14 protein-coding genes are annotated in these 24,644 nt (G+C 48.0%); 2 read left to right on the top strand and 12 right to left on the bottom strand.

The features are described from left to right. The gene (locus BLV50_RS24875) at positions 1-1,335 is read right to left on the bottom strand and encodes a TrkH family potassium uptake protein (protein WP_063566174.1); all 1,335 of its coding nucleotides are present in this window, start codon (positions 1,333-1,335) and stop codon (positions 1-3) included. Positions 1,336-1,810: 475 nt separating this feature from the next. Here BLV50_RS24875 and BLV50_RS24880 point away from each other — a divergent pair, with 475 nt between their 5' ends. Next, positions 1,811-3,508 (top strand): CPBP family intramembrane glutamic endopeptidase, encoded by a 1,698-nt coding sequence (locus BLV50_RS24880; protein ID WP_064635731.1) that lies wholly within the window; start codon positions 1,811-1,813, stop codon positions 3,506-3,508. Here BLV50_RS24880 and uvrC read toward each other — a convergent pair. Together uvrC and trxA are read right to left on the bottom strand one after the other, a co-directional pair. Next, positions 3,477-5,567: an excinuclease ABC subunit UvrC gene (gene uvrC / locus BLV50_RS24885; protein ID WP_079696661.1), complete on the bottom strand. Its 2,091-nt coding sequence runs from the start codon at positions 5,565-5,567 to the stop codon at positions 3,477-3,479. The genes BLV50_RS24880 and uvrC overlap by 32 nt on opposite strands. Before the next feature lie 350 nt (positions 5,568-5,917). Further along, a complete protein-coding gene (gene trxA / locus BLV50_RS24890; protein WP_036605788.1) occupies positions 5,918-6,235 on the bottom strand; it encodes a thioredoxin in 318 nt (105 codons plus the stop codon). Positions 6,236-6,498: 263 nt separating this feature from the next. On the opposite strand from trxA, the gene BLV50_RS24895 reads away from it, so the two are divergent. Further along, positions 6,499-6,654 (top strand): YqzM family protein, encoded by a 156-nt coding sequence (locus BLV50_RS24895; RefSeq protein ID WP_090810527.1) that lies wholly within the window; start codon positions 6,499-6,501, stop codon positions 6,652-6,654. A 116-nt stretch (positions 6,655-6,770) separates the two neighbouring features. Here BLV50_RS24895 and dnaI read toward each other — a convergent pair whose 3' ends face one another. The 9 genes from dnaI to BLV50_RS24940 all read right to left on the bottom strand — a co-directional run bounded on the left by dnaI (position 6,771) and on the right by BLV50_RS24940 (position 24,385). Continuing rightward, the gene (gene dnaI, locus BLV50_RS24900; protein ID WP_053783224.1) at positions 6,771-7,721 is read right to left on the bottom strand and encodes a primosomal protein DnaI; all 951 of its coding nucleotides are present in this window, start codon (positions 7,719-7,721) and stop codon (positions 6,771-6,773) included. A 230-nt stretch (positions 7,722-7,951) separates the two neighbouring features. Continuing rightward, positions 7,952-10,729: an alpha-mannosidase gene (locus tag BLV50_RS24905; RefSeq protein ID WP_090810529.1), complete on the bottom strand. Its 2,778-nt coding sequence runs from the start codon at positions 10,727-10,729 to the stop codon at positions 7,952-7,954. 4 nt (positions 10,730-10,733) lie between these two features. Further along, the gene (locus BLV50_RS24910; protein WP_090810531.1) at positions 10,734-13,907 is read right to left on the bottom strand and encodes a beta-galactosidase; all 3,174 of its coding nucleotides are present in this window, start codon (positions 13,905-13,907) and stop codon (positions 10,734-10,736) included. Then, positions 13,904-15,223 carry a glycoside hydrolase family 125 protein gene (locus BLV50_RS24915; protein ID WP_063566095.1) on the bottom strand — a complete coding sequence of 440 codons (1,320 nt, stop codon included), beginning with the start codon at positions 15,221-15,223 and terminating at the stop codon, positions 13,904-13,906. The genes BLV50_RS24910 and BLV50_RS24915 overlap by 4 nt, the downstream gene beginning before the upstream one ends. 250 nt (positions 15,224-15,473) lie before the next feature. After that, on the bottom strand, positions 15,474-18,581 hold the full coding sequence (locus BLV50_RS24920) for an alpha-mannosidase (RefSeq protein WP_090810533.1): 3,108 nt from the start codon (positions 18,579-18,581) through the stop codon (positions 15,474-15,476). Positions 18,582-18,585: 4 nt separating this feature from the next. Continuing rightward, the gene (locus BLV50_RS24925; RefSeq protein WP_177031253.1) at positions 18,586-20,934 is read right to left on the bottom strand and encodes a glycoside hydrolase family 3 N-terminal domain-containing protein; all 2,349 of its coding nucleotides are present in this window, start codon (positions 20,932-20,934) and stop codon (positions 18,586-18,588) included. A gap of 34 nt (positions 20,935-20,968) precedes the next feature. Further along, the gene (locus tag BLV50_RS24930) at positions 20,969-21,823 is read right to left on the bottom strand and encodes a carbohydrate ABC transporter permease (RefSeq protein ID WP_205525065.1); all 855 of its coding nucleotides are present in this window, start codon (positions 21,821-21,823) and stop codon (positions 20,969-20,971) included. Between the two features lie 84 nt (positions 21,824-21,907). Beyond that, complete coding sequence (locus BLV50_RS24935) at positions 21,908-22,837, bottom strand: ABC transporter permease (protein WP_063566098.1); 930 nt, start codon at positions 22,835-22,837, stop codon at positions 21,908-21,910. A 75-nt stretch (positions 22,838-22,912) separates the two neighbouring features. Further along, the gene (locus BLV50_RS24940; RefSeq protein ID WP_063566099.1) at positions 22,913-24,385 is read right to left on the bottom strand and encodes an ABC transporter substrate-binding protein; all 1,473 of its coding nucleotides are present in this window, start codon (positions 24,383-24,385) and stop codon (positions 22,913-22,915) included. Positions 24,386-24,644 lie beyond the last annotated feature (259 nt).

A 24,644-nucleotide genomic window follows, 5' to 3' on the forward strand; every position in this document is an offset into this window, starting at 1 on the left:
TTATCCAATAATCATTTTGCCTTCAGGATACCTGTACAATTCTTTACCCTTTTTCTGTCCGAGTGCATACGCGAGCGTAATTGGTCCAAGACGTCCCGCAAACATGGTGAAACAGATCAAAAGCTTGCCGATCGTGGTCAGCTTCAGTGTAAGCCCCATAGATAAACCAACGGTACCGAAGGCGGATGTCGTCTCAAATAATATCATCAAAAAACTGCTGTCTTCCGTCGTACTAAGCACCATCGTAACGGCAATAATGAGCAACAGGGCAAGCAGTGTAATCGTCAGTGCTTTGAAAATGCGTTCTTGTAGGAGCCGATATCTGAAAAAGACGATATCTTCCCGTCCCCGCATCATGGCATAGACAGCTCCGGCCATAATCATGAATGTGGTTGTTTTAATGCCGCCTCCAGTAGAACCGGGGGAAGCACCAATAAACATTAATATAATGATGAAAAATTGCGTTGCCTGTCTCAGGCCAGCAATGTCTACCGTATTCGCCCCTGCTGTTCTTGGGGAAACCGACTGGAAGAACGAACCGAGAATTTTACCACCCCAGTTCAAACCACCCAGTGTCCGGGGATTGCTGAATTCAAAAACAAAAATAACCAGTGCGCCAAATACGATTAACAAACCTGTCGTCAGCAATACCACTTTGGAATGCAGCGAAAGCTTCTTCGTCCTCCGATACTCCACCAGATCAGATAGAACGACAAAACCGATACCGCCTGCAATAATCAGGAACATGGCTGTAAAATTCACGAGCGGATCATACACATACCCGGTTAAACTTCGGAATTCACCGAACATATCAAACCCAGCATTGTTAAACATGGAGATGGCATGCCAATATCCATAATAGATGGCCTGCCCCATTGGCATATCAAACGACCACCGAATGGCGAACAACGTGCCACATATGCCTTCCAATATGAGCGAGTAGATCACAACTTTGCGAATAAGGCGGACAATCCCCTCCATCGTACTCTGGTTCATCGCTTCCTGCAAAATCAACCGCTCACGCAGAGAGATCCGCCGTTTGAATGCAATCGCCACCAGTGTCGACATCGTCATAAAGCCAAGACCGCCAATTTGAATCAGGATTGCAATTATAATCTGACCCAACGTCGAAAAATGAGTACCTGTATCCACCACAACCAGCCCCGTTACACAGACTGCAGAAGTCGCAGTGAAGAGTGCGTCAATAAAAGGAAGGCTGACTCCGCTTCGACTGGATGTCGGGAGCATCAACAGAAGTGTCCCGAGCAATATAATACCCGCGAACCCTAGGACCAGAATTCGGGGTGGCGATAGACGCATCCATTGAACATTCATTTTCACTTGAGTATCATCCACCTCTGCCAAAAAGAAAATGACCCCACGACGTGGAGCCTTTCTCCGAAGTGCTTTTCCATATCACTTGACGGAATAGCCAAGCCCTTTGAAAGCCCTATTTCGGAGCGTAAACATGTATGATTTTCGCTGTAATACATATACATTAGGTTGGAATGCCTTTTATACCTTCTATTCGTTCCCTTGTTAGCCTAAAGACATGCGGAATATTGGACATTTGATTCAAAATTATAAGCGCTGCGACGTTTGTACACAAAACGATTTTTGTGTAAATAGCATCGAATTCCGTCAAAAAGGGAAAAACTCAGATATGGCGACGGATAGATCAGATTGTTTCGATCATTTTCATTCGTTTTCATGCATTTGCACCACTTCTCGTTTCGCCATTGGCATTCGGGGCTTGGGCTGTGCTATCTTTACTTTAATATCCACATTAATAAAGGAGGAACAATATTAAATGAATCCCTTAGGGCAGCCTTTGGTACTCAAAGCTAACTTCAAGCGTTTAGGGTTGCTTGCGGCGATTGGTCTGATTCTGTTTTTCGTTTTTCAAATCTTTCCTGCCACCTCATCGCAAACGACTGATATCCAGTCTACTTCCTTCATAAGCAAGGAGAAAGCGGCGGAGTCGGCACGATCTTTTGCAGCTTCTCTACCTGATTATACCCTTCCGACGGATACCGGAAACGAGCTGGTGACGTACCAAACCCATTCCGATATTTATGGGTATATGGCCAAAACCAAACAGTTAGAAACCTATAACAAGAAATGGGAAACAACCTATCCTTACGATGTGTACCGCGTTCGTTTGCCCGATCAGGACAAAGGCGGTTATTTGAATGTTGACGTACATATGAGAACAGGAAAAGTTGTCGGTTTCAAGCGCGAACTGCCTTCTTCCCTGTATGCATCCATTGAGGCTGAGCAGGACAAAAGCAAAGTGAATGCTGCCCAACGTTTAGCTGAAGATAACCTTTCTCTAAATGAAAAAGAGCAGCTTGCCGCTAGCGTCCTTGGCGAATTCGGGTATACTGTACCGAAACTTCAACTGGACACCCGTGAAGAAGAAGCGGGGCTGCAATACACAGATAATGAAAAGCAAATTGGAGATTCCAAGCTGGAACTGAATTTTACGTTTGAAAACGGAGCCGTTCGCTCCTTCGAATCGGTCTTCTCAGTCCCTGACTCCCATACTGACTATGTAGAAAATCAGACTCGGCAAGCCAACTGGATGACTTACGGCGGTTATGCTTTCCTGACCTTTGTGCTTGGCGTGCTCGCGATCATCTACAGTATTCTGACGAGGGCAAACACGTCGTTCAAACGCGGAATCGTTCTGTCCTTGGTATACTTTGCGGCTTCCGTGATTGGCACACTGAACATGATCCCGCTCTTTCAGGCGCAGGGGCTATCTAATTTTATGCTGACCTTCCTGATGGTGATGCAAGCTGGGATAACGCTGGTTATGAGTGCAACCATCTATCTGTCGCTCGTTGCCGGTGACGGCATGTGGCGCAAAATCGGTCTGAATCCTTGGCCTCGGGCCAAAGAACCCGGATACGGCAAATATGTACTGCACAGTATGTATACAGGCTACTTATGGGCGTTGATTCTACTGGGTGTGCAATCCGTACTGTTCTTTATTCTGGAGCGCAGTATTGGAAGCTGGTCAACAACATCGGCTGACCAGTCCACATACAACATGAGTTATGCCTGGATCTTCCCGATTATGGCTTGGATGGCCGGGATCGGTGAGGAAACGGTCTATCGCCTGTTCGGGATTCGCATGATGCAGAAGGTGGTACGAAATACGTTCATCGCCTGCCTTATCCCAACATTGATCTGGGCTCTGGGACACACCCTGTACCCGATCTATCCGGTGATCACACGTCCAATAGAGCTTACTGTCATCGGACTTTTGTTCAGTCTGATCATGCTGCGCCACGGCTTCATCGCCGTTGTATTCGCGCATGTTATCTTTGACAGCCTGTTGATGGGGTTAAGCCTGATCTTCATGGGTGATGCACTGAACATTTCCGCAGGACTCTTCTGGATTGTGCTTCCGGCCATCGTTGGTTATGTCATCTATAGGATGAATCCAAAACAAAAAGAGAAGCCGTATGTCACGACTCCTCATCACGAAGTGCTGCAATAATTTGATTCGCAAGCTTGTCACCAATAGATAGAGGCCGGAAGTCTTCGACGCTGGCCTCTTTTATTTTGCGTAAAGAGCCAAAATGCTTCAGCAGCAGCTTGCGCCGCTTTTCTCCGATCCCCGGAATGGCATCCAGACGGGAAGTCACCATCGATTTACCACGCTGCTCGCGGTGGAACGAAATCGCAAAACGGTGGACCTCTTCCTGAATCCGCTGCAACAGGTAGAACTCCTGACTATCCCGAGGCAAGGAGATGACTTCCGGTGGGTTGCCGATCATCAACTGTGAAGTCTTATGCTTCGCATCCTTCACCAGACCGCATACCGGAATAAACAGCCCCAGCTCATTTTCCAAAATATCCACGGCTGCTGAGATCTGCCCTTTGCCTCCATCAACCACGATCAGGTCAGGCTGGGTTAAGTTTTCCTTCAACACCCGCTCGTAACGGCGACGGATAACTTCTCGCATCGTTTCATAATCATCCGGTCCTTCAACCGAACGGACCTTGTACTTCCGATATTCCTTCTTATCCGGTTTACCATCGGTAAATACGATCATGGCAGATACCGGGTTGGTACCCTGGATGTTCGAGTTATCAAACGCTTCAATACGGTGAAGCTGATCCAGTCCAATAAAACGTCCCAGTCCTTCAGCAGCTTTCGATGTCCGTTCTTCATTCCGCTCAATTAGGCGGAACTTCTCTTCCAGTGCCACACGTGCGTTATCCACGGCCATGGTGATCATCTGCCGTTTCAATCCACGCTGCGGAATGTGGACTTTGATTTCCAGCCATTCCTGCAATGCTGCTGCGACTTGAGAAGGATCTTCAAGACCTGGGGGCTGTTTATCAGCCGATACATCTTCCTGAGCAACAGCGTCTTCCAGGATAACCATCGTAGCTTCTTCCGCTTCTGCTTCGGGTTGGCTATCACCATAAGATGCACGGGCCTCGGCAACACGTAGCTCAACCACAGAATCTTGCGCCAATCGCGTTGTCTCTTCTGACTCGGCTGTCACCGCCGCAGGTACCGCTCCATCACCATCGGAAATATCATCCGCACCACCGTCATCAGTTGCCATATCTTTTGGCATTTCCGGCAGTAAAATCTCCTGTGGCAACGCTGGATTATCACTGTAATACTGGGTCACGTAAGACATAAAGTCACTGTATGCCTCACCGTAAAACGGGAACGTCGACACGTGTCGTTCAATCATTTTCCCCTGACGCATATATAGAATCTGGACACACATCCAGCCTTTATCAATGGCAAAACCAAACACATCGCGGTCTCTGGCATCCGCCATCGTAATTTTCTGTTTTTCCATCATCGCATCAATGGCAATGACCTGATCCCGAAGTTCCTTGGCACGTTCAAAATATAGATCCTCAGCCGCTTCCTGCATTTTGCGCTGTAAATCCTTTTTGATCTCCTCATGCCCGCCACTCAAAAATGAACTGATCTCCTGGGAGATCTCATCATACTGCTCCTTGCCCACTTCTTGCACACAGGGAGCGAGGCACTGTCCCATATGATAATACAGGCATACTTCCTTCGGCATTACGCCGCATTTGCGTAACGGATACATCCGGTCAAGCAGTTTTTTCGTTTGGTGTGCCGCATATGAATTCGGATAAGGTCCGAAGTATTTGGCTTTATCTTTGAGCACCCGCCGGGTCACTTCGAGTCGGGGATGTTTTTCATTCGTAATTTTAAGGTAAGGAAACGTCTTATCATCCTTGAGCAACACGTTATACCGCGGCATATGTTTCTTGATCAGGTTACACTCCAGAATGAGTGCTTCCATATTGCTGCCGGTAACGATATATTCGAAATCACGGATTTCGGACACCAGGCGCTGTGTCTTCCCATTATGACTGCCGATAAAATATGATCTTACGCGATTCTTCAGCACTTTGGCTTTACCTACATAGATAATAGTACCTTCACTATTTTTCATCAGGTAACAGCCGGACATGTCAGGCAGCAAAGCCAGCTTGTGGCGAATCTGCTCTAGTGCCTTCTCCTGCTCCTGCACGTTTGTAATGAATTCATCCATAATTCGGTGGGTCCTCCTTCCCGATTACTGAGAAAGCTGATAGCTTCACCTTACATGAGGCACTCCGATGACAGAATGACCTTTTGATCGCTGTTATCCCCAGATTTCTTTGATTCTTTTCTTATAACGTATAAATCCGGGGATAGGGCATGCTTCCGAAGTAGCTTTCTTTCAGAAAGCTTTTAGGCGACCACTTCGTTTCTACAAGTCATTTCTGCCCTCTCCGTTGTTCATGTAAATTTCAGTTTCACCTTATAATAAATAGTATATCTTATATTGTCCTATATGAAAGTATTCGACGCAAAACGCCCCCGGCGCATAACCGGAGGCGTATGTGAAATCTTGGTTAATTATTGGTGTTTTTCGATAATTCCTTTGAGAGCATCTTTTGAGTTCAGACCAACCACTTTATCAACCGGTTGACCATCTTTGAAGAAGATCAATGTTGGAATGCTCATTACGCCGAAGCGGGAAGCGGATTCCGGGTTTTCGTCCACATTGACTTTAGCAATTTTCACTGCATCGCCAACTTCGGTGGACAGCTCTTCCAAGATTGGAGCGAGCATTTTACAAGGACCACACCAAGGCGCCCAGAAATCAACAAGAACCGTTCCTTCGCCTTCGACTTCAGCGTTGAAGGATTGATCGGATACGTTAACAATAGCCATGAAATTGTCCTCCTTATATATACTTACGGTTTATTTTAACCTGTAACGTCGCGAACGACACTTCCAGTATAACACAGCAACTCTAATGTTGTGAAATGAACGCATCAATGTTCATCTTCCCAACATCAAATCTTCACAATTGCGGAACTAGCGGGTTCACTGCAAAATCTTTACAAACGCTTTCTTTTCCAAGTATACTAAAATTACTCCGGGCTTCAGTTCCCTGTAAGGGCAAGCTGTTATCCCCATAAGGAGGCAATACCATGGATGCAAATGTGCGGATCAACGACCCGCGTGAACATGTGAACGAGGAACCCCGTAACGATCTGTTTGATCTGATTGCGGGTGTTGCTGGCATGGCCGGCCTGATGACGGTTATCTTTTTCGGAATGGTGATTTTCAAATTTATCACCGAATAGGATCTTCAGGCTGCACGCAGGCCAGAAAAGCCCGGTTTTCGCTACAATGCGAAAGCCAGGCTTTTTTTGGGACTATATGAGTAAAAAATAGATCAGATCGGTAACCTAAATAGAAATTAACGTTTGCCCCGCTGATTCTCACCCCGAACCGAGATGACATCAACAAACGGACGAATCCGGTCCATCAAACGCTGGCCTTTGTTCATTTCCTCGCCGTCCCTACTGGTGAAGCTAAGATGTTTCTCCAGCCCATCCAAGTTGTAGTTTGACGTGTAAAATGTAGGTTTGCGATTCATACGGTAATTCAGAATGGAACCCATCACATGATCTCGAACCCATGGGTTCAGATTCTCTGCCCCAATATCATCAAAGATGAGCAGATCACAGCTTTTCAGAATATCCGTCGTTTCCTTCAGCTTGTTTCCCTCACTGATCATGGATTTCAGATCCTCCACAAAATCAGGCATGTAGATAATAACACCTGTGTGGCCCACAACCGCGAGTTCATGCAGCAAATAACACATCAGAAACGTCTTGCCCGTTCCAAATGATCCTTCCAAAAACAGTCCTTGCGGAGACAATCCATTCTCCTTGGTGTCGTTAATATAACGCAGAACCTGGTTCACCGCCGGAGCACGCATCCGATCCTTGCCCATAATTTCCACATCGTTATATCCTGCATTGAGCGCACGCTCGTCCACATAGAAACTGCGGATTCTTTGCTTGATAACATGCTCATTCTGCCGGGCGATATGTTTGGAACAAGGTGCTTTTTTATCTATAATTTCGGGTTTACCGTTAAAATGCTCTACTTCCAGTTTGCAAAAGTGACCCTGGAAATCGTTAGGACAGTTGTCGAGCCCCGGACAGTTCGCACAGTTCTTCGAATCTTTGGCATACTGATACAGCTTGCTCAGATCGGTAATAAGCTGTGCATCTTTCAGTTCAGGATGACCTGCGCGGAATTCGCGTACGTACGGATCTTCCATCAATTCCGCCGCAATCCGCCGCGACTGTTCACGAAAGGAAGGATTCAGCTGCTGAAGCAGTCCTCCCAAGGATTCCATGGCTTCAAGCCCCCTTAATAGTTTCAATATAGAATGAACAATTGAATTTTACGATGACCATCATGATGGCAGGGTAACCTTCGATCGCTTGTAATTCTACTGTTCATTCTATATAAACTTGAGGAATAACTCAACATTTTCAGCTGGAAAAAGCATTATCCATTCCATGACAGTACGCAGAACTTCGGTTAGACACTACACAAAAAATATATCCGATCACGCTTGGAAAATTAACGACGTAGCCCCACCGTAACAATCTCACAAGGTCCCGCTTGAAGAGCCCATTCTTTGCTGATTAAGGCAGTGGAAGATTCATTTACCACCGAATCATTCAGTTTGCCTGTCTCTTCTTCCAGAATGTTGCTCTGATATGCATCTTCCAATGCTTGCGGGATGGACTCAGAAGCAGCAAACTTCAACTCAGTTGTATTCGACCCCATATTATACCAACGCAACATCAGATCACCCGAATCTTCGTTCACCTTCAGTGAAGAAAACGCAAGACCGTCCCCTTGCCACTCAAAAGGTGTGTTGCTTGGCGTTAGGAATCCCGGGTGTACGTTCGTCTGAGCCACAGTCCATGGAATCTGGAACTGATAAGCTTCAATGTACGCTCCGAATGTTGCTCCGTTCCCGTCATGAGGGATAATCTCCAGTTGGAAGGAGTGCTCGCCGAGACACTGAGCTTCCGGTGTCGGGAACAATCCCCAGTCTCCAAGCTCTCCCACGGCACGAAGCAATGTCACCGCAATCGTATTCCGTCCATCCTCAAGAACCTCATATTCATTCAGACCGAGATTGGCTACAACCAACCCAGCCTGATCCTCGCTCACATCAACAAAACTTTGCTGATGCTGGGTGTTGCTCGGATTTTGCCATTCCGGTGCAGGCGTATTATCGCGAGTAGCAATTTCGAACATCGAGTCAACGTGATGAACAGCAGCTGTCAGATCCGTCGGGAAGAGTGCCCGCACCCGATGATCCTTCGCCTGATTGTTGAAGGTTGTTTCGAGCTTGATGCCTTTTCCACTGCGGCTTAACGACACAATGGTTCGGATCTTGAGCGTAACCATTTGTTTGGAACGTTGAGCTTTACGATGCGGATAATAGATAAGTTCCCGCTGCTCACGATCAAGCGTTTCGTCGGCGGATTCAGGAATCTCCCAATGATGAACAATTTCGTACGAAGCTCTGTAAGGCGCATCTTCAATAACCCGAATTTCTGCCCGAAGATCCTTCGTAGTCAGTGCCACTTCGTTCTCCGGTTGCTTGAACATGTACTCATTGCCGATATCACCGACATTTTCATACACGCCAAGATCTTTATACGTCCGGCCTGTCCGTTTATCCGTAAGTGCAAAAGATCCATTGTCTGCAATATTTACGATAAAACATTCATTTTCCATGCCACGTTCACCACGCAGCAGTGTATTTGAATTCGTGGCATTGCTGTCCATGCGAACCAAGGCATACGTCTTCAGGCCAAGTGCAGGCACATTCTCTGCTTCAAACGTAATGCTGACCCGACGGCAGCTATATGGCTGACGGAATCGATCATCCGGCAGATCATAGCCGAATTGCAGACCCAGATCCTCTACCGTACACGGAACTGGTTTGCCTTCTTCATCCACCAATATACGACCTGACAGGTCGATGGCATTCATTTTGGCTGCCATATCTTCCAATGAGAAACCGTCGCGGAAGTACAGACGGGCCGCATCCAGTTCAATCTGAACCACACCGCTGCGCTCCCATCCCGATGTGTTAAACACAACCACAGGCCGGGCTTCATCACCATATCGTTCAAAGGTTGAAGTATCCACAGCTGCAGCGATTTGGCTGGTGCTATCCTCAATCAGGGCCTCAGCGACATGACGGCTCTTATCAAACCGTGTGACCATCTCGCGATGTACCTCGTCTACGCTACAGCCACAGATGCTGTCATGCGGATGATTCTGCATCAACGTTTTCCAGGCATAGGTAAACTGATCATGCGGATATGAATGACCCAGCAGATGCGCGAACGAAGCCAGGGGCTCAGCCACTTTTTCCAACATGGATTGGCCCAGTTGGTTCATCTGTTTCAGATAAACGCGTGCGGAAGCCGTGTTCACCAGAGTGCCCCAGCCATCAGTACGCTGGCTGCGCAGCTCTCCTTTTACAACAGACAACTCCTGAACCGCAGATGCTTTCAACGCTGACAGATAATCCGGGAAGTTGGAGTGAACAAACTCGATATCGGGATACAATTGTTCAGCCATACGGATGGCTTCAGGCAGATCCTTCTGGATCGGCTGGTGATCACATCCATTCATGTACAGCAATTCATTGGTCGAAGCATATTTCTCCGCGTCAGCCAGCTTGGTTTCCCAGAACTTCCGAGCTGAAGCTTCGTCCACCGGAACCTCATTCCCGTTAGAGTACCAGTTGGCAAATAAAACACCGAGCACTTTAGATCCATCCGGACCTTCCCACATTAGCTCTGAGAAACTGGATTCGTATCCATCGTCAGACACCATGTTGTTGAAGCCCGTTGGCTTCACGCCTCGCCCAAAAAAGACATTATCGATGCCCGATTGCAGCATAAGCTGCGGTGTCTGTCCTACAAGTCCGAACGTATCTGGGAAGTATCCGATCTTTGAAGGTGTTCCGTAACGTTTGGCATCCCGATGTCCAACCTGCATATTACGTACGTTTGCTTCACCACTGGTCAGGAAGGCATCCTGCAAAATATACCAAGGCCCAATGACAATCCGGCCATCACGAATATGCTTCTCCAACCGTTCCTTCTGCTCAGGTCTAACCTGAAGATAGTCATCGATGATGATCGTCTGGCCGTCCAGGTAAAAGCTTTTAAAATCTGGCCCCTGATCGAGCTGATCCAGCAAGGCATCCACCAGTTGCACCAATCGCATATGATGCTTCTCATACGGCAAATACCATTCCCGATCCCAGTGCGTGTGAGAAATAATATGCGCTCTTTTCGATTTGCTTGTTGGTTTGGTCATTGTATTATTCCCCCTCTACCTCTTGTTGTACAATCTCTACTTCATCCGGACGATATACGGCTTGCAGCTGTCCGGCATCATCTGTGGCAAACAGCACCGAGCGATTTTTCTCCAACAGGAACGTATATATGACTCCCGTACGTGTATCTCTGACTTTCACCTCATGATTCAAAGCGAACTCCGATACAAATACGTACAGATTGCCTTTCGGGAAGCTCAGCTTCCGGCCATAAATCCCTGCCAGATCACCGCCAGATATCCATTCCAGTTCATTTTTAATACCAGCCACTTCTGACGCATATCGATACAGGTCAGCCAGCGGCTCATCCCGGCCATTCAGCTCCAGCGGCAGCGGGCTCCAGATCAACTTGCCTTTGCCTAATGGCAGTACTTCTACTTCATCAGGTGTATGATTCTCCGCATGAAGCAACGTTTCCTTTGCCACCTCGGCAATCCGGCGACGACCATACGTGACGCGGTGATTCACCCCGTTAATATTCAGCATTTCTTCTCGCTGTACGTTGCCCAGACTGCGCTGGCCAACAAGATGATCTGCTCGATCACTTCTCTTCCAATAAGCATCCAACCCGAGCGGGCCAGTAATAAGCAGCGTAGCTCCTTCATTCTCCGCGAAGTTGAATAGCTCACTTAAGGCATCACTGTCCATGTTGTGCGGACTCGGAACCATGATCAGCTTCGGTGGTTGCTGCTTCAATGCTTCCAGATGATACTCGGATACAGCCCGGAATGGCTGCTTCAGCTCATAAGCCATCACACGGGTCAATTTTGTAGTTGCATCGTAAGCCAGGGAACGGTTCGAGAAATCGTTGGAATACGGGAAGACCACCGCAATCTCCTCCAGCTCGCGATCGGTAAACAAGTCCCGAATCTGCTCCATGAATCGGCCAAAATCGTAAGACACATCGGCTTCAGGTTTTTCCGTACCATCCGCTCTCAGCGCTCCAATATGAGATTCATTGGCATTATCCATATAGAAGTTCGTATTCCAGATCCATTGCACTGCTCCTGCACCGCCTGTTGAGAAGGCATAGGCGTATTTGCGCTCCAGAATGCTGTGAAGCTCTTCCTCTGTGCGTTTGGCCCGGCCATCCGGGGTTTCCACATACATGATGCCTGTCTCCTGAATGAGATTGGGTTTATGTGGTGTTTTGGCGAAAATGCCGTCCCAGATCAGGTCATCGTTGAGCCACCAGGAATGCACGGTTGTATAATCCACTTCCCGCTCATAGAAGAACGGTGAAGGCCGCTGTGCTCCGAGAGCTTCATCCTGCCCTACGGTAACCAGATGATGGGGAACAAGATCCTTGATCGTGCCTACAAGCTCTCTCGCCCAAACATTATGCATCTCCATCGAGAAGAGACAGTAATCAAGCCAGCGTGTTCCTTTTTTAGCCTTGTGCATGTCCTGTACATCGAAATTGATCTCTTCCGGTTCAGGAATGACTGCTGCGGTGAAGTCAGGGAGCTGTTTAGGTGACATGTTCCATGCCTCCTGCAACGCTTCAATCGTCTGATGTCGCTGCTGAAGCCACTCGATAAACGCCTGCTGCTCATATGAATCTCTTGCCGAACGTGGCCCATCCGAGAATATGCGCACAGGATCAAACATCGACGGTTCATTAATCAAGTCCCAGTCCACATGTGTGGAATGTCTGTGACGACTAACAATGCTGCGGATGAAGCGTTTCTGTGCATCTACGCTCTGCGGGTCTAAATATGGATTTGTTCCTTCCCACGTCTCGGGTGTAAAGGAGAAAAAGGTGAACGTCACTTGAAGGCCGTGCCGTTTTGCCGTTAACAGGAACGCATCAATAGCACGCAGTACATCCTCAGACATATGACCATCCACCTGCATCATGTTGCGATAGGCAGTCCAGATTCCGGTCCGAATCCAGTTAATGCCGGCCTTCGCCATCTGTGCCATATCCCGATCCCATACATCCGCATTAGGAAGGAACAGGAATTTCCGTGCCACATCAGAGGTCATGTAGGTCATACCAACAACAGGCAGCGGACGACCGTCTTTGATAAAATAATCTCTGCTGCGTGTAATGACTTCCCCTTCTGCCAACAAAGCTGCGTCCTGACCCCAGAAGCCCTGTCGCAGTATGCGAACTTCTCCATCAGGTGCCTGAACACGACCCACGATTCGATACAGCCCGCTCTCGATTGAAACCGGAAGAAGAATGCGTTCAAAACGCTGTTCGCCGGAAAGTTCCAGCTCCAGTTGATGATTCCATACCTTCTCTACCGTGCCGTTTGTGCGATCTTCCCGTTCAACGGTTAAATCAAACGTCCACAGCTCCGGCTCACTTCGTCTGCTTCCCGCACGCTGTAGAATTTGAGTTTGGAGGATCAGTGAAGCTCGTTCACCCAATTCATACGAAGCATAGTTCGGCTTCAGAGATAGCTCGGTCACACCTTTGGCGCAATACTGCGCCAAGTTCACGATTTCGGCTGCTCCGTTCTGATCCCAGAAGGTAGCCGTCAAAGGCAGATGCACAAACAGCCAGCGTGAACCGGCAAACGTACTGCGGGAGTTTTCCCATAATACGATTGGGGCAGCGATGCTGCGACCATCCTTGCTGCGGCCGCGGAGCAGCGGAGAAATCTGCGTGCTCATCGGGCCTGAGGAACCCATCTGGTGTGGCAAATCGCTTGTTTTGGTTGTATGAGGTACCAGATTCCACGTATCCGCATTCTCGAACAGTCCCTCTTTACCTGCAAGGAGTGGAATATCTTCTGAGGAAGTTAGTGAATCCACTTTGGCTGCGGATACCTTTAACGCCTCATGAATGTAAAGTTCCTGGTGATACGCCGTTTGTTCCGACTCGGAAATCCATGCCCCATTCTCCTGACGAACAGGACGTTTGAATGGTGCGCCACCAATGCTGATCAGACTTCCCCCCTGATGAAGAAAAGCTGCGATTTCGGTCCAAGCGGATTTAGGAAAATAAGGCGCATGCAGGTTCACGAAACACCCTTCACCTGCCGCTGTGCTCAAAGCCGAAGCCAAATCATCCGCGCCCACAACGATGATCTCTTCCGATGCTTTCCATGAATCAAGTGCACCTTGCGTTGGCAAAGTACCCTCCACTGGAAACGTTGGATCAGAGAAAATAATCAACTTGGTTCTCTTCACTTGTGCGCTACTCATAGCAAACCATCCTTCATGGATTTATAGACCAACTGGGAGAACAGGCTGTTGGACCAAGCAAACCATTTTCTCGTAAAAATCGTCGGATCATCGGCATGGAAACCTTCATGCATATATCCTGTATCCGCATCCGTTGCTTCCAGCATCCGAATGATTTCGAGCTTCTCTTCAGCAGACTGGGCCGTCAATCCTTGCATGGACAGACCCATATGCCAGATGTAATCCGGCGGTGTATGCGGGCTGCCGATTCCTTTGGCAACTTTGCCTTCATAATAGAACGGATTCTCTTTGCTGAGCGCAAAACGTCTCGTATTCTGATAGATCGGATCATCCGCTGTGACGTAGCCAAGATAAGGAATAGACATCAGTCCCGGTGTACCCGCATCATCCATCAGGCAGTAGTTGCCGAAACCATCCGTCTCATAGGCATAGATCGGGCCAAACTCGGGATGACGGTAAATACCGTACAGCTGAATACCATGATCTACTTCGGCTTCCAGATCCTTAAGCTCCTGCAGGAACTCCATATCCCGGAATACCCACTCCGCGAACTCCTGCATCTGACGCAGGGCAACCACGGCAAACATATTGCCTGGAATGTTGTAGTGGAAATCACACGCATCATCACTGGAACGGAAACCGGACCAGATCATGCCTGTGTAATTGACGGGCATACCTCGTCCGTTATTGCGAATTGAATCCGTAGCAATGCCGTTATTGCGGGTAAAGCTGTATGGTGACTTCTCCATGTGATGCTGCTCCACCCGGAACAAATCCACGATTTTGCGCATGGCGGCTTTGAAGCTGGAATCGAAAATATCGGTCAGTTCGGTTTCTTTCCAATATAAATAAGCGAGACGCACAACAAAGCACAAGGAATCAATCTCGAATTTGCGCTCCCACACCCAAGGTGACATCTCGGTCACGTCGGTGGTGTTCCAGTGCCAATCATTGGCTGTCTCGTTGAAGGCGTTGGCATACGGATCAATATGAACGTACTGGATGTGGCGCTTAATCAGACCACCAATAATGCGTTGCAGGTCTTGATCTTCCTTGGCAAATGGAATGTAATGCACCACTTGCTCCACAGAATCCCTTAGCCATGAAGCTGGAATATCGCCAGTGATGACAAATGTTGTGCCGTCGTCCATTAATTTCGTGGTTGTTTCAATCGTATTCGGGAAACAGTTCTTAAATAGTTGAAGCAGCTTCGGTCGATGTGACAGCTTCTGCTCTGCTTCTTTCATTACAGCCTGTACAGCTTGTGGCAATGCAACAGGTGGCATCGGTATTTTGGGTAGTCTGAATTGTTCCATGAATGAGTGCACTCCTTAAACAAATTGAATGGTGTAGCTATTGAGGAAGAAACAAAAAATTTACACGGGACCACTGCGCGGTCAGAAATATCCTCCGATCGCTGTTATCCCCAGATTTTTTGATTCCCTTTTCTAAAGGGTAAAATCCGGGGATAAAGGCGAACGCTTCGCTTCTTCGAATTCTTTCTGCCCTCTTCGTTATCGTGTAAATACGTTTACTCCTATATAGCTCAAAATATTTCAAAAAGGTTTACCGTAATAGCACGGTTTTTATTTCGTAAGGTTTAAAAGATAATGTAATCTGACCATTAGTGGTATCCAAAGGCTCGCCTGCTTCTTCCAAAGCATTGGAGAGATAAGCTTGCTCAAATGCATGCGGCCATTGCAGCGTCACTCGTTCACGTGTGCCCGAAGACTCATAGAAACGGAGTACTGTACCGTTTCCTGCCTCTGCCGGTTTGACCGTATCCAAGATGACATGGTTGCTATCGAATTCAATCCATGATCCAGTTGCCGGGCGTACGCCTGCGTTCTGTTCCACCTGATGCACAGGCACTTCATGGTTTAATTCGGCCGCCTGACGTACCGTATGTGCACTTCTCCAGTCGCCTTCATGTGGATACAGGGAATAGGTGAAGTCATGTTCTCCAATATCCGCAGTCCGGTCAGGCCATCTCGGTGCACGCAACAAGGAAAGGCGAATCGTGCTTCCCTGTACGTCGTATCCATATTTGCAATCATTAAGCAGACTGACGCCATATCCGTGCTCGGCGACATCTGCGAAGCGGTGTCCGCACACTTCATACTGAGCCTGCTCCCAACTCGTGTTGCGATGAGTTGGACGCTCCAATGCACCGAATGGAATTTCATAGGTTGCTTTGGAAGTCACTATATCGATCGGGAAGCCCACTTTGAGCAATTTATGATCTTCATTCCAGCTTACATGGGTCTTGAAATCGATCCGTCGATTGTCATGATAGAACAACATATCCTGTGTAATCACAGACTGGTGAAGCTTCCACTGAAAACGAAGTACATCCTTCGTAGTACCTGCCAGAACCAGCTTTTTCTCCAAGAGCTCCACTTCTCCAGCAACCTGAGCCTCAAAACGGCTGTCGATATCCCAGGCATCCCAGAGCGTCGGACGGTCATGGAAAAAGTGGAATTGATTGCCGTGCTCACCTGGCTTCAGAATCTCTCGTTCTGCTGTCTTGTCCCACAAGCGGGATATCTCGCCACGCTCGTTAAACTGAACATGGTAATACGCGGTTTCCCATGTATCTGTAAAGTTCTTTTGCCCGGCAATGCTCGCCATTTCCCTTACATTCGTTTCCCTTGCATTTTCCGGTACGAGCCAAATCGTCTTATGACCAAACGTTGGAATATCCGTCACCAGAACCGAAATTTGGCCATCTTCCCGATCCATGCGCAAACGCTGACCTTCTTCATCGATGACGTAACGATCCAATCCATCGTGCATTTGAAGTTGAACGACTTCACTTCGATTCCAACCAAGGCTGTTGAACACAACATAAGGTATAGAACCCTCTGGCCCCTGCGTGTTTATTCCCCTCGTTAAAGCGGCTACCCCTTGATTCAAACCTGCTCTACCCAATTCAAATACCCGGACATATTCCTCGTCTGAAGTTACATACGATTCGGTAATTGCAGAGCCTGGGATAATATCATGGAATTGATTCAGCAAAATCAGCTTCCATCCATCATGCAGCGCCGAACGTACTTCAGCATCCTGCTGCGGCTCCATATCCGGTAAGGCAAGTGTGTTCCAAAGCTCCGCTTCGCGATAAAGCACCTCAGCCTTCCGGTTGTTGCGCTTATTGCGACCATGGGTCGTATAGGTACCCCGGTGAAGCTCCAAATACAAGTCGCCATGCCACTTCGGAAGATCAGGCTGCGCCTTCTCGATTCCGTCAAAAAAGGCACCGGCGGTACTATAACCATTCTTCGGTTGGCCCACCATCAACTCGGAACGATCCACGTACTCCAACATCTCTCGCGTCACGCCGCCGCCACCATCGCCATGCCCGTACAGAAGCATATGCTCAGGATGCGCCGCCTTCTCGCGGTAAGACTGCCAATGATCATGAATGTCCTTCGGCAGCGTATGCTCGTTAACACCATGATTGAGATAAGACAGGATGGACGTGCCATCAATACCTACCCAGTGGAAAAGGTCATATGGAAATACGTTCGTATCATTCCATCCGAGCTTGGTCGTCATGAAGTACTCCACATTGCCATGCTTCAAAATCTGAGGCAGGGAAGCACAATAACCAAATGTATCTGGCAGCCATTCAATCTGTGATGTTTTGCCGAACTCCTCCATATAGAAGCGTTGACCATATAACATCTGACGAATCAGGGATTCCCCACTCGGAATGTTCAGATCCGGCTCAACCCACATCCCGCCAACCAGTTCCCAGCGTCCTTCGGCAATGCGCTTCTTCACCCGTTCATATAGCTCGGGATCATGTTCCTTCAGAAAAGCGTACAACAAAGGCTGGCTCTGGGAATAAACATACTCCGGGTATTCATTCATGAGTGCATCCACCGTGGAGAATGTACGACTGGTCTTGCGCACCGTCTCACGTACAGGCCACAGCCAGGCAATGTCAATGTGCGATTGCCCCACCATATGCTCCAAGCCTTCGGCGTTTCCACCAATCTCTCGCACTTCATGGATCAATCCTTCTTCGATACTGTGGATGCCATTCCCCTGCTTGACAGCGTCTTCTGTCAGACCTACGAATTGATCCATCGCCCGATAGATCGCTTCCAACAGTCGCACACGGCGAAAATCACTTTCCGGCAGCAGCACTGCGGAATCACGCACAATCGTGACCGTGTACATCAGGCTGCGGACAGGTTCATTCGGTCGCACCAACAAACTGCTAATTGATGTAATCGGCGGCTGAATAACCGCTTGTTGGTTCAGTGGATCTACAGGCTCGGGTACCGGATCGAATAACTCAATCTCAAGTTCAGGCTGAGCCCCTACTCGGGAAGGGTCGAGTGTTACATACGTATGATTACGATCCAGCCCCTGATAGGAATGTCCATTCACCCGAAGCAAGCCTTCCCCACCGGATTCAAATACAAGTCCGTAAGGTTCTTTCTGCCAGGAGGCAGGTACATCCAACCGTGTCCGGAAGAAATAGGTCGTTCCCTGATCACTCGGGAAACGATTCAACCCCTCGCCTTCTGGATAAGCCTTCTGATCTTCATATTGTCCTGGCACTTTATAATAAGCGCGGGTGATGTCCCAGCTGCGCAGCTCCATTTGCTCCAACCACTGACGTTCGGACAACTCGCGAATAAATCGTCTGATGCGTTCCAATTCCTTACGCCTCCTCTACCGTCAGCTCGGCGAACTGCGTATCTTTCACATGTCTTCCGATATGAATATGGAATTGTCCTGGTTCAACGACAGGCGTGAGATCACGACCGATATATTGCAGCTGCTCCGCTCCAATATGGAAGGCTACCGTCTTCGTCTCTCCAGGTTCCAAATTCACTTTTTCAAACCCCTTCAGCTCTTTAGCTGGACGTGCCACACGGCTAACCACGTCGGATACATACATCTGAATGACTTCTGCACCTCTGCAAGACCCTGTATTGGTGACTTCCACTGATACGGTGACTGTCTCGTTGGCCGTCATCGATTCTGTACTTAGCTTCGGCTCACTGTAATCAAAAGTAGTATAGCTGAGCCCATATCCGAATGGATAACGAGGCTCCAGATCCTCTTCCAAATAACGCTTGCCGCGTGAACGTTTGCCATTATAGTAAATCGGTAATTGACCCACATGCTTCGGAATGGATACCGTCAGTTTACCGGACGGATTCACTTCGCCGAACAAAATGTCCGCAATGGCGTGCCCACCCTCTTGGCCTGGGTACCATGCTTCCAGAATGGCATCGGCATGTTCATCCACCCAAGGCTCGGTGATCGGGCGACCGTTGATATAAACAATGACAAGTGTTTTGCCAAGTTTGTGAATCTCTTGAATTAGCTCCAGCTGGACTCCTGCAAGCCCAAGCGTCATGCGGTCAATGCCTTCTCCACACTCCATGTCATTCCATGAGTTATCGGACACATTGGAAGCACCTGTCTTCAGATCGATGGTTCCTTCACCAAAATCACGGGCACTCGAGCCGCCAACGACCATGATGACTGTATCTGCCTGACGTGCAGTTTCTATTGCGTGCTCGAACCCTTCTCTCGAATCACCCTTGATGCGACATCCCGGTGCATAGAAAACCTGATTTTCACTATTCGAATGTCCAGTTGAGCCTTCCCCTGCGTGCCCACTCTCACTTACAGCAAGCTTACTGCGGATGCCATCCAGTACCGTAGCCACTTTGGACTTCGGTTGGGGGGAAGTATAATCGCCCAACTGGTTGTAGGCTTGGTCTGCATTAGGACCAATGACAGCAATTCGGCCCGCTGTTGCCGTCGACAGAGGTAACGTTGCAGCTTCATTTTTGAGCAATACCACACCTTCTGCAGCCAATTGGCGTGCCAGTTGAATATGCTCTTCACTGCCAATGACTTCTGCCGCTCGATCGGCATCCACATAAGGCTGCTCAAATAATCCCAGCTTGAATTTCAGTGCCAGCACACGGCGGACAGCTTGATCCAGTACATGCATTTCAAGTTTGCCTTCCGAGATCGCTTGCACCAGATATTGTCCAAACATCTCACCGGACATTTCCATATCAATACCAGCCTGAATGGCCTGTACGGATGCTTCCAATCCATCTGCCGCCACATCATGCCCACTTGCGAGCATGTTGATGGCTCCGCAGTCCGTAATCACCAGACCGTCAAAGCCCCAGTCTTTTCGCAGAACGTCATCCAGCAGTTCCGTATTAACCGTACACGGGATACCGTCGATTTCGTTATAAGCCGGCATAATGGATTGAGCGCCTGCTTCAACAGCTTTGCGGAACGGATACAGATCTACTTCCAGCAGCTCATGCCAGCCCATATGCACCGGTCCCGCATTGCGTCCACCTTCCGAGCTGCCATAACCGACAAAGTGTTTCAGTGTAGCCGCTACCGCATCCTCTTGGTCCAAACGCTCGCCCTGAAGTCCTTGCACGGAAGCAACAGCTAGCTCACCAATGAGATACGGGTCTTCACCAAAGCATTCCTCGGTACGCCCCCAGCGTGGATCACGTACAACATCCAGCACCGGAGAATACGTTACTGCACCGCCTTGAGCACGCGTCTCGCGAGCGACCGCCCGGCACATGTCACGGTACAGATCCACGTTCCAAGTACTTCCTAAGAGAAGGGGAACTGGATAGACCGTACCGTCAATCGCCATATGTCCGTGAGAGCATTCCTCTCCGATCAGAATGGGAATCCCCAGTCTGGAATGCTCTACAGCATGGCGCTGAATGAGGTTTACTGCTTCTGCCCCTTCTCTGGCAGACAGTCCATTTTCAAGCGTAACACCCGTCCATGGATCTGCACGAAGTGCACCGTACAGGGAGCCTATGCCCCCGTTTTCCACCTGCTGCTTAAAGGATTCATTCAGCGTGATGTTCCCTTGATCATTCGTATATGTCTGCCAACCAAAAGGCTGGATGAGTTGACCCGCCTTTTCTTCCGTCGTCATTAAGCTCAGCAGATGTTCTACTCGCTCTTCCACGGATTTACTTTTGTCCTTATATATCATCATCCTTCGATACCTCCACCCTATAGAAGTGATTCGGTTACTCTTTGACAGCTCCGACCGTCAGACCCTGTACAAAGTAACGCTGGAAGAACGGATAAGCGAAAATAATCGGCAATGTAGCGAGAACCACCATGGCCATCCGTGAAGTATCCTGCGGGATGGATTGCATCGCCGCCAGACTCATCGAGCTGTTCGCCGAGTTCTGCTGGATGAACTGGATGCTGGACTCAATCCGCATCAGCATCGATTGCAGCGGTACGAGGTTGGGGTTATCGATATATAACAGCGCATTGAACCAATCGTTCCAGTAACCGAGCGTACTGAACAATCCGATTGTCGCCAACCCTGGCAACGATAATGGAATAACAATCTTCATAAACGTATAAAATTCTCCGGCTCCATCAATTTTCGCGGATTCAATGACCGCATCCGGTACACTGGTTGAATAGAATGTACGTAGGATCATGATATAGAAGGCATTCATTGCAAGCGGCAGAACCAGTGCCCATATGCTATCTTTTAAATGAAGAAGTTGGGATACGACCATATAGGTCGGAATCATCCCGCCGTTGAACAACATGGTCAGAATGGCAAATATGGAGAAAAATCTCCGATAACGGAAACTCTTGCGGGAAATTGCATAAGCATACAGCGACATTAGAATCAGACTTATGATGGTACCCAGCACCGTCACCAAAATGGTTACCCCATAAGCACGCAGCAGCGTGTCTCCACTCTGCCACACAAACTGATAGGCTGCGAGACTCCATTCCTTCGGAATCAGTCGATACCCGTCACGGGCCAGTGCTTTCTCGTCCGTGAACGAGATGATCACTACAAACACGAAAGGAAATACACAGATTAAAGCGAATAGTCCGGCCAAAATATTCATAATGACGTTCCAGCCATTGGATACATGATGGAAGTCGCGTTTTTTTACGATTTGAGCCACAGTGGTTCACTCCTTTCCCTTGTCCTAGAATAAGCTGCTATCTTTATCGATTTTGCGTACAACATAGTTGGAAATGATAACAAGCACGAAGCCTACAACGGATTGATACAATCCGGCAGCGGTACTCATGCCAATCTCACCACTTGTTTTCAAGCCACGATACACATAGGTATCAATAACATTGGTAACGGCATACAACGTACCCGAATCCCTTGGAACCTGATAGAAGAGACCAAAGTCGGCATAGAAGATGCGACCCACAGCCAGCAACGTCATAATAATAATGATAGGTGAGAGCAAAGGAATCGTAATGTTGCGGATCTGCTGCCATTTATTGGCGCCATCGATCATCGCTGCCTCATACAGCGACCGATCAATCCCCAGAATGGAAGCGAGATAGACAATGCTGTTGTACCCGATCGTTTTCCACAAAGCTACAAACACCAGGATATACGGCCAATACTTCGCTTCCGAATACCACTGAATCGGTTCCACACCGAACCACCCAATAATCTGGTTCAACATCCCCCGATCCATGCTCAGGAAGCTGAACGCGAAATAACCGACAATAACCCAGGATAGGAAATACGGCAGGAACATACCTGTTTGATACAATTTGGCTAATCGTTTATTGACCAGCTCCGAGAGCAGAATTGCCAAACCTACAGCGAATACCAGCCCCAGAATAATAATGGCAAGGTTATAAAAAAGCGTGTTTCGAGTAATGAGCCAAGCATCGTTAGTGCTGAACAGGAATTTAAAGTTATCCCAACCCACCCATTCGCTCTTCATCAGACTGGCCCAGAAGCCTTCGCGGCTGAAACGATATTGTTTGAATGCTGCTACTGTACCAACCAATGGCAAGTAGGAGAAGAAGAAGAACCAGATGGCGCCTGGTAGCACCATGAACAGCATGACTCGGTTTCTAATCAGATTTTTCAAAAATGCGGTCATATGGAGATCCTCCTTCAGGCTTGAATGAAAAAGGATCGGGCGCAACAAGCAGCGGCCCGATCCCGGAATTTACCCTTACTTATTTGCCGCTCTCCAGGCATCAAGCTGGGTTTGGGCTTCAGCCATCACTTTTTCAAGTCCGGCTTGATTGAACTTCTCAATCACTTGCTCCAAATTGTTCTCTGGGTCCAGCGTACCTGTCATCAATGCGGCCCAGTATTGCTCTTTGACATTCTGCACTGCTGTCAGTTCCGACGACACTTTGCTTGAGTCAAAGTTAAAGCTCAGAATTGGGGAATTTACACCCTCTGCATTAAACTTCTTAAACTCATCCCATTTGTTATCCGGGTCATTGTTGTTCAGATACAACAACATGTTGTTACCGAGGGAGTAAGAAGGCATATCGTAGTTCTTGGATTCAGCGAGATTTTCCATGTGCGTGTCATCCACTTTTTTGTAGTGAACGCCTTCAATACCGGAATCAACCATATTGCGCAGGACTGGATCTGTATTCAACAGGTTCAGGAACTCCATTGCTTTCTCCGGATATTCGGAGTTAGCCGAGATGGCCATGATCGAACCTTGTACAGACGTGTTAGTGATGATCGCATCACTAGCTGGTGTGGAAACTACCGGATATCCGTAACTTGCCGACCATTGGTTGTCTGCAAGCGGTTGAGTTTGTGCACGATCCAGGAACCAGTTGCCTGATGTAGTCAGGTCATTGGTAGAGCCTGTTGTTGCTGCCTCTGCAGATACATAACCAGCTTTATAGTATTTGCTCATCGTTTTGAGTGCTGCTTTCATTTCCGGAGTATCCAGAATGTTCACGATCTTGTAATCCGTTGTATCCAGTTTGATCGCCATTGGCAAATTCTGAATGACATAGTCATAAGGAACATAAGGAACGAAGTTTTTATCCATTCCAAATGGAGTCACGCTTGGCTCATTTTCCTTGATTGTTTTGAGCAAAGGCTCCAGACTGTCCAACGTACGAATATTGGAGATGTCCATTTTGTATTTATCAAGCAGCGTTTTGTTGAAACGCCATACCTCTTGTTGAGGCAGCTCCTTGTTGGCCGGAATTCCGTAATTGTGTCCGTCAACTTTCGAACCACTCAGGAATGCAGGATCAATGGTTTTAATGAGATCCTGACCGTATTTAGGGAGCAAGTCATCCAGTTCCAGGAATGCACCCTTTCTGGCATTTTGAACATAATCGAATCCGCCGGAAGAGGTGAACAGGATGTCCATTGGCTCGCCGGATGCTACGTTAACTTGCATTTTTTGCGGATAGTCACCCCAGTCAACCATTTTCATCGTTACTGTGGCATTAATTTTTTCTTTCGTGTACTTGCTGACTTCTTCCATCACTTTATTAACATCTTTCTGAGGGGTACCAATGGTGTACCAGATCAGCTCGACAGGAGCTTCTCCTGCTTCCCCTGATTCTGAAGCATCCTTGCTTCCTCCACAGGCGCTAAGAACGAGTGTAACCGCCATCAATAATGCAAGTACGAGAGAAAAACTTTTTCTTTGTTTACTCATTTCCTTGATCCTCCCTTTTCGTGTTCCCTTTAGCTCTACAAACTAACTGCTTTAACCTTATCGAATGAAAGCATTTTCAAAAAGAAGATAAACTTAATATTTCGAGGTACAAATTAAAGAGAAATCTGTACTGATTCATTAATTTGTACCTATTTGAATAAATCGCTTACATCAAAAAGACATGCTGAGTAACATTTGGCATCAACTCCATTGCATGCCCTCCTGTCCCCAGAATGTCTCATTCATTTCAGTCCACTGG

This window comes from Paenibacillus sp. 276b (assembly GCF_900107875.1).
Classification (GTDB): Bacteria; Bacillota; Bacilli; order Paenibacillales; family Paenibacillaceae; genus Paenibacillus; species Paenibacillus marchantiae.

Coding starts and splice junctions, on each gene's coding strand:
- BLV50_RS24875 (WP_063566174.1), bottom strand. CDS start 1,335: ATGAATGTTCAATGGATGCGTCTATCGCCACCCCGAATTCTGGTCCTA.
- BLV50_RS24880 (WP_064635731.1), top strand. CDS start 1,811: ATGAATCCCTTAGGGCAGCCTTTGGTACTCAAAGCTAACTTCAAGCGT.
- uvrC (WP_079696661.1), bottom strand. CDS start 5,567: ATGGATGAATTCATTACAAACGTGCAGGAGCAGGAGAAGGCACTAGAG.
- trxA (WP_036605788.1), bottom strand. CDS start 6,235: ATGGCTATTGTTAACGTATCCGATCAATCCTTCAACGCTGAAGTCGAA.
- BLV50_RS24895 (WP_090810527.1), top strand. CDS start 6,499: ATGGATGCAAATGTGCGGATCAACGACCCGCGTGAACATGTGAACGAG.
- dnaI (WP_053783224.1), bottom strand. CDS start 7,721: ATGGAATCCTTGGGAGGACTGCTTCAGCAGCTGAATCCTTCCTTTCGT.
- BLV50_RS24905 (WP_090810529.1), bottom strand. CDS start 10,729: ATGACCAAACCAACAAGCAAATCGAAAAGAGCGCATATTATTTCTCAC.
- BLV50_RS24910 (WP_090810531.1), bottom strand. CDS start 13,907: ATGAGTAGCGCACAAGTGAAGAGAACCAAGTTGATTATTTTCTCTGAT.
- BLV50_RS24915 (WP_063566095.1), bottom strand. CDS start 15,223: ATGGAACAATTCAGACTACCCAAAATACCGATGCCACCTGTTGCATTG.
- BLV50_RS24925 (WP_177031253.1), bottom strand. CDS start 20,934: ATGATGATATATAAGGACAAAAGTAAATCCGTGGAAGAGCGAGTAGAA.
- BLV50_RS24930 (WP_205525065.1), bottom strand. CDS start 21,823: ATGAATATTTTGGCCGGACTATTCGCTTTAATCTGTGTATTTCCTTTC.
- BLV50_RS24935 (WP_063566098.1), bottom strand. CDS start 22,837: ATGACCGCATTTTTGAAAAATCTGATTAGAAACCGAGTCATGCTGTTC.
- BLV50_RS24940 (WP_063566099.1), bottom strand. CDS start 24,385: ATGAGTAAACAAAGAAAAAGTTTTTCTCTCGTACTTGCATTATTGATG.